Origin of the sequence: Rhodococcus sp. P14 (genome assembly GCF_000256505.1) — a bacterium.
In the GTDB taxonomy this organism is placed as follows: domain Bacteria; phylum Actinomycetota; class Actinomycetes; order Mycobacteriales; family Mycobacteriaceae; genus Rhodococcus; species Rhodococcus ruber.
The window spans coordinates 12,217-24,446 of record NZ_AJFC01000312.1; the positions used below are offsets into that span (position 1 = coordinate 12,217).

Here is a 12,230-nt window from a genome sequence, read left to right on the forward strand (position 1 = left end):
CGGGTGCTCGGGACGATCAGGGGCGCAGGTTCAGGGCGACCTTGCCGGTCGCGGTCCGGTCGGCGAGCGACCGCAGTGCCGTGGCGGCGTGCGCCATGGGGTGGACGGTGGGTTCGGGGACCTGCAGGGCCCCGGAGCGCAGCAGCGGTTCGAGCTGCGCCCATTGGCGGGCGGTGTAGCCGGGGAAGGTGCGCACGTACTCGCCCCATCCGGCGCCGAGAACCGAGATGTTGTTGAGCAGCAGGCGGTTGACCTTGACGGTGGGGATCTCGCCGCCCGTGAAGCCGAGGACCACCAGGCGTCCGTTCGGTGCCAGGCTACGCAGGCTGTCGGTGAACCGGTCCCCGCCGACGGGGTCGAGGACGATGTCGACCCCGCGGCCGCCGGTGAGTTCGAGGACCCGGTCCTTGAAGCCGTCCGCGAGGACGGTGTGGGTGGCGCGGTTGGCCTTCGCGACCGCCGCCTTCTCCGCGGTGCTCACCACCGCGACGGTCTCGAGGCCGAGGGCGGCCGCGACGTGCAGGGCGGCGACGCCGACACCGCCCGCGGCGCCGTGCACGAGCACCGTGTCGCCGGCGCGGTACCGGGCGCGTTCGTCGAGCGCGAAGTGGACGGTGAGGTAGTTCATGAGGAACCCGGCGCCGGCGGTCAGGGACACCGAATCGGGAAGCGGGAACACCGATTCCGGGGTCACCGCGACGGTCTGCTGCCACGCGCCGGCGGCGGCGAGCACGGCGACCCGTCGTCCCGGTGTCAGGCCGCTGTCCGCCGGTGCGGAGCGCACGACGCCGGCCCCTTCGACGCCGAGCACGCATGGCAGGGGGCGCACGACCTGGTAGCCGGCGGTGGTCTGCAACAGGTCCGGGAACGAGACTCCGGCGGCGTGGAGATCGACGAGGACGCTGCCGTGCGGGTCGGGTTCGGGCACGTCCACGAGCCGCACGCCCTCGGGTCCGGTTCGGTCGATCAACTGCACGGCCTGCATGGGCTCTCCTGCCGTCCTTGTGGCCGAGCGGGTTTCGGTGCTCCGCGGCCCGGTGATCGCGTACCGCTCATCCATACCAGAACGTCCTGATCGGACGCTAGCTAGACGAGACCATTGACCGATCGATCGGTCCGTGATAGTGATTTAGCGATCGATAAGTAGACCTGACCGTTTCCGACAGGAGCCCCATGGCCGAGGAGTCCACCGTCACCGAAGCTGCCGCGCTGTACGAGCGCCGCGGCAACGTCGCCGTCATCACGCTCAACCGCCCACGGGCGCTCAACGCCGTGAACGCGGCGCTCTCTACGGCGGTCGGCACGCTGCTCGAGCAGGCCGAGGCCGACGAGGAGGTGCGCGTGGTGGTCCTCACCGGCGCCGGCCGCGCGTTCTGCGCGGGCGCCGACCTCAAGGCCCTCGCCACCGGCGAGAGTCTCGCCGCCGAGGGACATCCCGAATGGGGCTTCGCCGGGTACGCCCAGCACTGGATCAGCAAGCCGACCATCGCCGCGGTCAACGGGTTCGCCCTCGGCGGCGGCACCGAGCTGGTGCTCGCGTCCGACCTCGCGGTCGTCGACGAGGACGCCGAACTCGGCCTGCCCGAGGTCAAGCGGGGCCTGTTCGCCGCCGCGGGCGGGGTCATCCGCCTGCAGCAGCAGATCCCGCGCAAGATCGCCCTCGAGATCGCGCTGACCGGCGAGCCGATCTCCGCCGCCCAGGGCAGGGAACTGGGCCTGGTCAACCGGGTCGCCCCCGCGGGAACCGCGCTCGAGGTGGCGCTGGGCCTCGCCGAGACGATCGCCGCGAACGCGCCGCTGTCGGTGCGCGAATCGAAGGCGATGATCCACCGCACCGCGCACGGCGACGACTGGGAGCCGGGGGTGTGGGAGGCCAACGACGCCGCGCTGCGGACGGTCTTCACCAGCGAGGACGCCAAGGAAGGCCCGACCGCGTTCGCGCAGAAGCGGCAGCCGGTCTGGACGGGTCGCTGACCCTCTGATCTCGGCCCGGGGTCTCGTCGATCCCTCCGGGACACCCGGGCCGCTCCAACCCCTCGAAAGGAATTCCTCATGACCAACGCTGTCATCGTCGACGTGGTCCGCACCGCGGTCGGCAAGGGCAAGCCCGGCGGCGCCCTGTCCGGCACCCACCCCGTCGAACTGCTCGCCCACGTCCTGCGGGAGATCACCGCGCGCAACGACCTCGACCCGGCGCTGGTCGACGACGTCATCGGCGGCTGCGTCAATCAGGCCGGCGAGCAGGCCCTCAACATCTCCCGCACCGCCCTGCTGTCGGCCGGCTTCCCCGAGTCGGTGCCGGCCACCACCATCGACCGCCAGTGCGGCTCGAGCCAGCAGGCCGCGCACTTCGCCGCGCAGGGCGTCATCGCCGGCGCCTACGACATCGTCATCGCGTGCGGTGTCGAGTCGATGAGCCGCGTGCCGATGGGCACCTCGTCGATGGGCCAGGACGCCTCCGGCCCGGGCATCGCCGCCCGCTACCCCGAGGGCCTGGTCAATCAGGGCATCTCCGCCGAACTGATCGCCGCGAAATGGAAGTTCGACCGCGAGGCGCTCGACACGTTCTCGGCGCAGTCGCACCAGCGGGCCGCCGAGGCGATCGCCGCCGGCTTCTTCGACAAGGAGATCGTCCCGATCACGGTCACCGATGCCGCCGGTGCGCAGGTCCGGCACACCGTCGACGAGACGGTGCGCGCCGCGACCACCGTCGAAGGCCTGGCCGGGCTGAAGCCGTCGTTCTACACCGAGGCGTACGCCCAGCGCTTCCCCGAGGCGCAGTGGCACATCACGCCGGGCAACTCGTCGCCGCTGTCCGACGGTGCCTCCGCGGCGCTGATCATGAGCGAGGAGGCCGCGGCCAAGCTGGGCCTGACGCCGCGGGCCCGGTTCCACTCGTTCGCCGTCGCCGGCGACGACCCGCTGTTCATGCTCACCGCGCCCATCCCGGCCACCCGCAAGATCCTCGCCAAGTCCGGGCTCAGCATCGACGACATCGACGCCTACGAGGTCAACGAGGCGTTCGCCCCGGTGCCGCTGATGTGGGCACACGAGTTCGGCGCCGACCCGGCCAAGCTCAACCCGCGCGGCGGCGCCATCGCCCTCGGCCACGCCCTCGGCTCGTCCGGCACCCGCCTGCTGACCACACTGGTGAACCATCTCGAGGCCACCGGCGGCCGCTACGGCCTGCAGACCATGTGCGAGGGTGCCGGCATGGCCAACGCCACCGTCATCGAACGCCTCTGAGACACAACAGAACCGAAGGGAAGAACATGATCGTCAACGACAGCGTCGCCGTCGTCACCGGGGGCGCCTCCGGCCTCGGCCTCGCGACCGTCGAGGCCCTGCTCGCCGACGGCGCCCAGGTCGTCATCATCGACCTGCCGTCCTCCAACGGCGAGACCATCGCCAAGGAACTCGGCGACCGCGTCCGCTTCGCCGCCGCCGACGTCACCGACGAGGCCGCCGTCACCGAGGCCCTCGACCTGGCCGAATCGCTCGGCCCGCTGCGGGTCGCGGTCAACTGCGCCGGCATCGGCAACGCCGTCAAGACCGTGAGCAAGAAGGGCGCTTTCCCGCTCGACGCGTTCAAGAAGGTCGTCGACGTCAACCTCTTCGGCACGTTCAACGTCATCCGCTTGGCCGCCGAGCGCATCGCGAAGACCGAGCCCGTCGACGGCGAGCGCGGCGTCATCATCAACACCGCCTCCGTCGCCGCGTTCGACGGTCAGATCGGGCAGGCCGCCTACTCCGCGTCCAAGGGCGGTGTCGTCGGCATGACCCTGCCGATCGCCCGCGACCTCGCGTCGCTGCTCATCCGCGTCGTCACCATCGCGCCGGGCCTGTTCAAGACCCCGCTGCTCGGGTCGCTGCCGGAGGAGGCACAGAAGTCCCTCGGTCAGCAGGTCCCGCATCCGGCCCGCCTCGGCGACCCGTCCGAGTACGGCGCCCTGGCCGCGCACATCGTCTCCAACCCCATGCTCAACGGCGAGGTCATCCGCCTCGACGGTGCCATCCGCATGGCCCCGCGCTGATCGTCGCACACGAGCAACATGTGAGAGGACGGGGTCGATGACTGCCCAGCCCGAACTCCGCCGGTTGGCGAACTGGCGGGAGTTCGAGGCGCTGCAGCTCGACCCCATCCTCGAGCATGCCCTGGACGCCTTCGGCGAGAACGGTTTCCACGGCACCAGCGTCCGGGATCTGGCCCGCCGGGTCGGGGTGACGGTACCCGCGCTGTACTACCACCACGAGAACAAGGAAGCCGTCCTCGTCGCGCTCCTCCACACCGCCGTACGTGATCTCACCGAGCGCGCCCTCGCGGCCGTCGCCGCGGGCGGCGACGACCCCGTGCGGCGCTTCACCCACTTCGTCGAGGCGATCGTGCTGAACTCGACCTACCGATCCCGGCAGTCCGCCCTCGACTCCGAATTGCGCCACGTGTCGCCGCAGAATCGCCGCCACTACGCCGCAACCCGCAAGCGTGTCGAGTTGATCGCCCTCGATCTCGTCGGCGAGGGCGTCGAACGCGGCGTGTTCGTCGTCGACGACATCGCCGAGGCGGTGCGGGCCCTGCTCGGCATGTGCCAGTCCATCGCCCGCTGGTACCGGATCGGCGGGCCCCTGACCCCCGACCAGGTCGCCGCGCGCTACACCGTCATCGCGCTGCGCATCGTGGGGTGCCCGTCCGGAGCGTGACTGCCGCACCGCCCGCCCTGCACACCGAGACCGTGCACACCGAGACAGGGACATTCATGAAGCGCTACTTCTTCGACGCCGACCACGACGCGTACCGGGAGACGGTACGCGAGTTCCTCGCCCGCGAGGTCGAACCGAACTACGAACGCTGGGAGGACGAGCGGCTGATCGACCGCTCCGCCTGGATCGCCGCGGGCAAGGCGGGCGTCGTCGGCCTCGGCGTCCCCGAGGAGTACGGCGGGTCCGGCGTGACCGACTACCGGTTCCGCTGCGTCGTCGCCGAGGAGGTCGCCCGCACCGGCACCACCTCCTTCGGCTCCGGCATGAGCCTGCAGGACGACATCGCCGTCCCCTACATCGCCGACCTCGGCACCGAGGAGCAGAAGCGCCGCTGGCTCCCCGGCATGGCCGCCGGCGAACTCATCGGGGCCATCGCCATGACCGAGCCCGGCACCGGGTCCGACCTGCAGGGGATCAAGACCACCGCGGTGCGCGACGGCGACGACTGGATCCTGACCGGGCAGAAGACGTTCATCACCAACGGAATCCATTCCGATCTGGTGATCGTCGTCGCCCGCACCGACCCGAAGGCCGGCGCCCGCGGCTTCTCCCTGCTCGTCGTCGAACGCGACATGCCGGGCTTTACCCGCGGCCGCAAACTGCACAAGGTGGGCCTGGCCGGCCAGGACACCGCCGAGCTGTCCTTCGACGCCGTACGGGTGCCGGCGGACAACCTGCTCGGGACCGAGGGGCAGGGGTTCGTGCACCTCATGGAACACCTTCCCCTCGAACGCATCTCCATCGCCGTCGGTGCCGTCGCCGCCGCCCGGGCGGCGTACGGGTGGACCAAGGACTACGTGTTCGAACGCACGGCATTCGGCAAGCCGATCGGCGACCTGCAGAACACCCGCTTCGTCCTCGCCGAGATCCTCACCGAGATCGAGGTGACCGGTTCCCACGTCGACCGGTGCGTGCTCGCGCTGAACGCCGGGGAGCTGACCGCCGTCGACGCCGCGAAGGCCAAGTGGTGGGCCACCGAGCTGCAGAAGCGCGTCGTGGACCGGTGCGTGCAGTTGCACGGCGGCTACGGGTACATGATGGAGTACCCCATCGGGCGCGCCTACGTCGACACCCGCATCCAGACCATCTACGGTGGCACCACCGAGATCATGAAGGAGATCATCGGCCGGGACATCGCCGCCGAATACGCCTGATCCACGCCACCTTCGAAGGAGCGACACGATGTTCGATCTGTCCGGGAAGCGGGCACTGGTCACCGGCGGCTCGGCCGGCATCGGCCTGGGCATGGCGCGGGGACTCGCCGCCGCGGGCGCCGACGTCGCGCTGTGGGGCCGCGGCACCGACCGGCTCGCGAAGGCGGCGGCCGACCTCGAGGCGACCGGGGTCCGCGTGCTCACCCGATCGGTGGACGTGTCCGACGAAGCGGCCGTCCGCGACGGTGTCGCCGCGACGGTCGAGGAACTCGGCGGGCTGGACGTCGTCGTGGTCAACGCCGGAATCGGGGTGCCGCTCGCGCGGTTCGTCGACTCGAGCACCGAGGACTACCGGAAGGTGATGGCGGCCAACCTCGACGGCGCGTACTTCACCCTGCGGGAGACGGCCGGGGTGCTCGTCGGCCAGGGCACCGGCGGATCGATGATCGTCACGTCGAGCCTGGGTGCGATCCAGGGCGCCGGACGCAATCAGGCGTACGCCGCCACCAAGGCCGGGGTCCTGGCGCTGGCCAACGGCTGCGCGGTGGAACTCGCCCGGCACCGCATCCGCGTCAACAGCGTGCTGCCCGGCTGGATCGCCACCGACATGACCGGGCCGCTGCAGGACTCGGAGACGTTCGAGTCCCACGTGATCTCGCGGGTACCGTTGGGCCGGTGGGGAACTCCCGAGGACTTCGCCGGCATCGCCGTGTACCTTGCGAGTGACGCCTCCGCGTTCCAGACCGGATCGTCCACCCTGATCGACGGCGGATACTCGATCTTCTGAACCGCCGGAAATGTTGTCCAGCAAGAATCGTCCACGAGGAGGAGCTATGGCACTGACCGCATTCCTGGAGCTCGAGTTCAAGCCCGAGACGCTCGGGGAGGGCCGCGCACTGATGGACCGGGTTCTGAAGGAGACCCGCGCGTTCGACGGGTGCCTCGGCATCGAGGTGCTCGCCGACCGGTCGAACGAGGCGCACTGGGTCGTCGTGGAGAAGTGGGAGTCCGAACAGCACGACGCCGCCTACCGCGAGTTCCGGGCCGGGCCCGGCGCCATCACCGAACTCGGCCCGCTGCTCGCCGGCGCGCCGAAGCTGACCTACTTCGACGAGGTCTGACCGGCAGGGGGTGGGCAGATTCCGCCCTGGGGTGCCTGGGCACGGGTGACGCCGTGGTCGACGATCGGTATGTCGGATCGACGCCCGCCCACCCGGTCCCGGGGACGGCGGAACCCCCCCCAGGAAAGGCGGACGCCATGAACGTCGAAGAGATGGCCCGGACCCTGCTCACCCTCGATGACGAAGCGGCGCTGCGCAGCGTCGCGGCGATCGAGGACGCCACCTTCGCCGCGTATGCGAGCGACTACGTCGAAGCCATGACCCGGCCCGGCTGCAAGGGGTGTCACGGCGGCTGATCGACGGACGTGCAACGGCCGGAGTACCACAGTGCTCCGGCCGTCCCGTCCCCTCGACCGCCACCGGAGGAACCCCCATGACCGCTGCGCTGCCGCTGCTGCTGCGCCCGCACCCCCACGTCACGACGGCCTCGGCCGAATCCCTGGACTTCCAGGCCCGCGTCGGACATCCCACGGCGCCGGATCCCGCGCCGTGCGTCCTCGTCCTCACCCGGGCCGCCGACCGCGAGGTCGACGCTCTGTCACTGTGGCTCGCCGCGCGCGGCACCGCGCTGGTGCGTCTGGACAGCGACCGCTGCGCCGGCACCGACGTGCAGTGGGACCCGCTCGACGGCCTGCTCGTCCGTGACGGCCGGACGTTCCGGCCCCGGGTGTGCTGGTCGCGGTACTTCGACGTGGACGCCCTGCACAGCGGGCACACCGCACCCGACGTGACACTGCACGTGCGGGACCAGTGGCAGGCGTTCGTCACCGCCCTGGCAGCGCACGAAGGGGTGCGCACGCTCAACCCCGCCGCGCGGCCCGGAACCCCCGATCGGCTCACCCAGCTCGCTGCCGCGCGCGCGGCCGGGCTGCGCGTCCCCGCGACCCTCGTGACGACACGGCTCGACGTCGCGGCCCGGGCCCTCCCGGGCGACGGCGACCTGCTGGTCAAGAGCCTCGGCCGGCACTGCGTCGAACCACGGCCCGGCCGTCTGCGCGGCATCTACCCACAGCGCGTCCCCCGCACGGCACTCGACGGTCGACAGGACACGGGTGCACCCGTGCTCGTGCAGGAGTACGTGGCGGCCGACCGGGAGCTGCGCATCCACGCCGTCGGCGGAACCCTGATCGGGTACGCCGTCACGCGGCCCACCCCGGAGTCGTTGTGGACCCGGCCGGAGTCGATCACCGTGCGGCGCTGTGCCATTCCGTCCGGCATCGACGAAGCGGTGCGGGGGCTCCTCGACCGGTTCCGGCTCGACCTCGCCGCCGTCGACCTGCTCGACACGCCCACCGGCCCGGTGTTCCTCGAGGTCAATCCCGAATTCGACTGGCGCTGGGCCGAACACGGCGCCGGTGACTCCGACACCACGAACGCGGTGCGCGCTCTGATCGCCGCCGCCGTCCCCGCACACCGAGGAGAGAACCGATGACCCGTGTCGCCGTCGCCGAGTACGCGGTGCTGTTCTGGCGCAACGGCACGTTGGTGTGGGACGACTACCTGCACCACCGGCAGTTCGCCCTCACCCCCGACAGCGAGCGGGTCCTGCGCTGGTTCGCGTCGTGGCGCGAACTCGACAGCATCGCGGAACTGGGGGAGTTGCCCCTCGGAATCGCCCACCGGCTGCTCGAGGCGCAGGTGCTCGTCGCCGAGGGTTCGGCCGAGCACGCCGAGCAGCAGCAGATGCTCGTCGAATGGGGCACGTGGGGTCCGTCGGCTCGCTACCTGCACTTCGCGGCCCGCACCGGCTCGGACGTCCGGTTCGCCGACGTGCTCGACGACGAACTGCGGTCGGCTGCCAAGGCGAGCGAACAGCCGGCGCCCGCGGCCGCCAAGTCCTATCCGCAGCATCCGATGATCCCCGTGCCCGGCGACCGGCCGGACTCGTCGGGATGGCAGCGTCCGGGCCTCGTCGAGGCGCTGTTCGAGCGCCGTTCGGTCCGGCAGTTCACGGCCGATCCCGTGTCTCTCGACGCCGTGGGCACCGTCGCCCGCGTCGCGGCGGGGCCCGTCACGGTGATCGACCATCCGCAGGTCGGGCAGGTGCTGCTGAAGACCAGCCCGTCCGCCGGTGCCCGCACCCCCCTCGAGCTGTATCTCTACGCGAACCGCGTCGACGGACTCGAGCCGGGGTTCTTCCACTACGCGCCGATGCGCGGTGGGCTGGAACGGATCGGGCCGAGCGTGCCCCGGCCCGTGCTGGACGCGGCGCTCGGCGAGCAGCCGTGGTTGTCGGACTGCCCGGCGCTGCTCATCTACACGGCGGTACCGGCCCGGACTCGGTGGCGGTACGAACACTCCCGGGCCTACCGCGACATCCTCGTCGAACTCGGCCACGTCAGTCAGACCGTCCTGCTCACCGCCACCGCGCTGGGCCTCGGTGCGGTGACGGCGACGGCGATGCGCGACCGCGAACTCGAAGACCTGCTCGGCTGCGACCCCACCGCCGAACCGGTCCTGGCGGTCACGGCGCTCGGTCACCCCGCCGGCCTCGGGTGACGTCCGTGTCCGGTGCCCTCCGCAATCCCGACTTCGCGCGGCTGTGCGTCGGGCAGGCGGTCGCGCAGCTCGGCAGCCGCGGCTACGGCGTCGCGATCATGCTGTGGGTGCTCGCGGTCAGTGGTTCTGCCGCGACGGTCGGCCTGGTCTCCACCGTGACGATGGGTGCCTTCACGGCCGCCACGGTGCCCGCCGGGTGGATCGTCGACCGCTTCGATCGCCGCCGCGTCATGATCACCGTCGATGCCTGCTCGGCCGTCGCCGCCGCGGTGCTGGCGTACTGCGCGTGGCGCGGCCTGTTCCATCCGGTGCCCGTCCTCGCGGCCGTGTCGGTGCTCGGGGCGGGGTGGGCGGTGCGCGGGCTCGCCGAGGACGCGGCGGTGCCGCAGGTGGTCGAACGCGAGCAGATCGGCACGGCGTACGGGCTTTTCGAGGCACGGGGGTATGCGACGGGCGTGGCCGGACCGCCGCTCGCGGCCACCCTCTACGGCCTCGGCGCCGCGCTGCCCTTCGCGGGACATGCCGTGTCGTTCGTGGTGGCGGGGGCCGCCGCGGCCCGGGTCCGCACCCCGCTGCAGGCGCCTCGCGGCCCCGGCCCGGTCGCGGAGCGGCCGTGGGCGTCGATCCGGGAAGGGTTGCGGTGGTTCGCATCCCACCGGTTCGTCCGTACCACCGCGGCGCTGACGGCCGTCGCCGAGTTCGTGGTCAACGGCTGTGGGCTGGTGGTGGTCGTGCTCCTGGTCGGCAGCGGCGCGCCCTCCTCGACGGTCGGCATCGTGCTCGCCGGCGCGTACGGCGGGGGCATGCTCGGAGCCCTGGCGGTGCCGCGGCTGCGGCGCCGGATTCCGGCACACCGTCTGCTCGTGCTCTCGGCGGCCCTCGGGGCTCTGGCGGTCCTCGCGGCGGCCACAGGTTCGCCGGTCGCGGCGGCCGCCGGTTACGCGGCCCTGCTGGCGGTGACCCCGTCGTGGTCGGTGGTGGTGACCGCTCGCTGTGCCGAACTGGTACCCGACGAGGTACGGGGACGGGTCGGCGCGGCGACCGGTCTGGTCACGTCGCTGCCGGCGATGTTCGCTCCACTGACGGTGGGCGTGCTGACGACGACCGTCGGCGCGGCGAGCACCGCGGGGGTGCTCGCCGCGCTCCTCGGCGGGGTGCTCGTGGCGACCGCCGTCAGCCGGACGGTGCGCCTACAGGCCGGCGAGCCGCTCGCGCGCCGCGCGGTACTCGGTGGTGAGCCGGTCGACGAGCTCGGCAGCGGGCACGACGGCGTCGACCGCGCCGACGCCCTGTCCTGAACCCCAGATGTCGCGCCACGCCTTGGCCGCCGGTGCCGATCCCGAACTCTCGCCGGTGCCGAAGTCCATGGCCGACGGGTCCGACACGGCGAGGTTGTTCGGGTCGAGGCCGGCGGCTTCGATACTGCCGCGCAGGTAGTTGCCGTGCACGCCGGTGAACAGGTTCGAGTAGACGATGTCCGCGGCGGTCGAGTCGACGATCATGTCCTTGTAGCGGTCGTCGGCGTTGGCCTCTTCGGTGGCAATGAACGCCGACCCGACGTAGGCGAGATCGGCGCCGGCGGCCTGCGCGGCGAGGATCGAGCGGCCGTGCGCGATCGAGCCCGACAGCAGCAGCGGGCCGTCGAACCACTCGCGGATCTCCTGGACCAGCGCGAACGGGGACTGGGCGCCGGCGTGCCCGCCGGCGCCGGCGGCGACGGCGATGAGCCCGTCGGCGCCCTTGTCGATCGCCTTGCGCGCGAAGGTGTTGTTGATGACGTCGTGCAGGACGATGCCGCCGTAGGAGTGGATGGCGTCGTTGACGTCGGTGCGGGCGCCGAGGGAGGTGATGACGACCGGGACCTCGAATTCGACGATGGTGGCGAGGTCTTCTTCGAGGCGGTCGTTGGAGCGGTGCACGATGAGGTTGACCGCGTAGGGAGCGGACGGCGCCTCGGGGTGGTTGGCGTCGTGCTTGGCCAGGGCCTCGGTGATGCGGGTGAGCCACTCGCGCAGCATCGCCTGGGGACGGGCGTTGAGCGAGGGGAACGAGCCGACGACGCCGGAGGTGCACTGGGCGATCACCAGGTCCGGGCCGGAGACGATGAACATCGGCGACGCCACCACGGGCAGGCGCAGCCGGTCTTGCAGGATCGGGGGCAGGGCCATGCGGAACTCCTTGTGCTGTGCGGTCTTACGGTGCGGTCTTGCAGGCGGTGCGGTCCTACGGTGCGGCCTTACGATTGCCCGAGCTGGGCGGCCATGAGCGGCATGAGGGCCTGCAGGCCCTTGACCGGCCGGATCATCACCTTGAACGAGGTGATCTGCCCGGCGTCGTTCCAGTGCATCATGTCGATGCCGTCGACGTGGATGCCGTCGAGATCGGCGGTGAACTCGAGCACCGCCGATCCGTCGGAGTACCACTCGCCGACGTACCGGAAGTCCCGCCCGGTGAACACGGCGAGCGCGGCCCGCAGGTAGGCGAGGGTCAGGTCTCTCCCCTCCTGCGGCGTGAACACCGCGGGGGAGTAGAAGACGGCGTCGTCGGCGATCAGATCGTCCAGGGCTGCCTCGTCGCTGTGCTCGACGATGTGGTGCCAGCGTTCGACGACGGCGGGTCGGACGTGGGTCGACATGAGGATCCCCTCTCGGTTCGTCGCCCCCGAGCGTAGGGGCCACCCATCTAAACAGTCAATGGT

At 71.3% G+C, this 12,230-nt stretch carries 14 protein-coding genes; 11 read left to right on the forward strand and 3 right to left on the reverse strand.

Translation table 11 applies throughout. From position 1 onward, the window contains the following. Positions 1–16: 16 nt before the first annotated feature. Complete coding sequence (locus OEY_RS0122325; RefSeq protein ID WP_010595985.1) at positions 17–985, reverse strand: NADPH:quinone oxidoreductase family protein; 969 nt, start codon at positions 983–985, stop codon at positions 17–19. 188 nt (positions 986–1,173) lie between these two features. On the opposite strand from OEY_RS0122325, the gene OEY_RS0122330 reads away from it, so the two are divergent. The 11 genes from OEY_RS0122330 to OEY_RS0122380 all read left to right on the forward strand — a co-directional run bounded on the left by OEY_RS0122330 (position 1,174) and on the right by OEY_RS0122380 (position 10,830). Beyond that, a complete protein-coding gene (locus tag OEY_RS0122330; protein WP_010595986.1) occupies positions 1,174–1,974 on the forward strand; it encodes a crotonase/enoyl-CoA hydratase family protein in 801 nt (266 codons plus the stop codon). Positions 1,975–2,052: 78 nt separating this feature from the next. Continuing rightward, entirely contained in the window at positions 2,053–3,246 is a 1,194-nt protein-coding gene (locus OEY_RS0122335) for a thiolase family protein (RefSeq protein WP_010595987.1), read from the forward strand. A gap of 26 nt (positions 3,247–3,272) precedes the next feature. Then, a complete protein-coding gene (locus OEY_RS0122340) occupies positions 3,273–4,034 on the forward strand; it encodes a 3-hydroxyacyl-CoA dehydrogenase (RefSeq protein WP_010595988.1) in 762 nt (253 codons plus the stop codon). A 37-nt stretch (positions 4,035–4,071) separates the two neighbouring features. Beyond that, positions 4,072–4,698: a TetR/AcrR family transcriptional regulator gene (locus tag OEY_RS0122345; RefSeq protein WP_010595989.1), complete on the forward strand. Its 627-nt coding sequence runs from the start codon at positions 4,072–4,074 to the stop codon at positions 4,696–4,698. A gap of 56 nt (positions 4,699–4,754) precedes the next feature. Next, positions 4,755–5,912, forward strand: coding sequence for an acyl-CoA dehydrogenase family protein (locus OEY_RS0122350; protein ID WP_029540164.1), 1,158 nt, complete (start codon positions 4,755–4,757; stop codon positions 5,910–5,912). A 28-nt stretch (positions 5,913–5,940) separates the two neighbouring features. Next, the gene (locus OEY_RS0122355; protein ID WP_010595991.1) at positions 5,941–6,699 is read left to right on the forward strand and encodes an SDR family NAD(P)-dependent oxidoreductase; all 759 of its coding nucleotides are present in this window, start codon (positions 5,941–5,943) and stop codon (positions 6,697–6,699) included. A 46-nt stretch (positions 6,700–6,745) separates the two neighbouring features. Next, positions 6,746–7,033, forward strand: coding sequence for a putative quinol monooxygenase (locus OEY_RS0122360; RefSeq protein ID WP_010595992.1), 288 nt, complete (start codon positions 6,746–6,748; stop codon positions 7,031–7,033). Between the two features lie 137 nt (positions 7,034–7,170). Then, entirely contained in the window at positions 7,171–7,329 is a 159-nt protein-coding gene (locus OEY_RS30945; RefSeq protein WP_010595993.1) for a hypothetical protein, read from the forward strand. A 77-nt stretch (positions 7,330–7,406) separates the two neighbouring features. Further along, positions 7,407–8,465, forward strand: a complete 1,059-nt coding sequence (locus tag OEY_RS0122370) for an ATP-grasp domain-containing protein (protein ID WP_010595994.1) — start codon at positions 7,407–7,409, stop codon at positions 8,463–8,465. Further along, positions 8,462–9,532: a SagB/ThcOx family dehydrogenase gene (locus OEY_RS0122375; RefSeq protein ID WP_010595995.1), complete on the forward strand. Its 1,071-nt coding sequence runs from the start codon at positions 8,462–8,464 to the stop codon at positions 9,530–9,532. The genes OEY_RS0122370 and OEY_RS0122375 overlap by 4 nt, the downstream gene beginning before the upstream one ends. Before the next feature lie 5 nt (positions 9,533–9,537). Next, positions 9,538–10,830, forward strand: coding sequence for an MFS transporter (locus tag OEY_RS0122380; RefSeq protein WP_237713778.1), 1,293 nt, complete (start codon positions 9,538–9,540; stop codon positions 10,828–10,830). Here the strand turns inward: OEY_RS0122380 and OEY_RS0122385 are convergent. Together OEY_RS0122385 and OEY_RS0122390 are read right to left on the reverse strand one after the other, a co-directional pair. After that, a complete protein-coding gene (locus OEY_RS0122385) occupies positions 10,723–11,700 on the reverse strand; it encodes an NAD(P)H-dependent flavin oxidoreductase (protein ID WP_010595997.1) in 978 nt (325 codons plus the stop codon). The two genes, OEY_RS0122380 and OEY_RS0122385, sit on opposite strands and share 108 nt — an antisense overlap. Before the next feature lie 68 nt (positions 11,701–11,768). Continuing rightward, complete coding sequence (locus OEY_RS0122390; RefSeq protein ID WP_010595998.1) at positions 11,769–12,167, reverse strand: nuclear transport factor 2 family protein; 399 nt, start codon at positions 12,165–12,167, stop codon at positions 11,769–11,771. Positions 12,168–12,230: the final 63 nt, after the last annotated feature.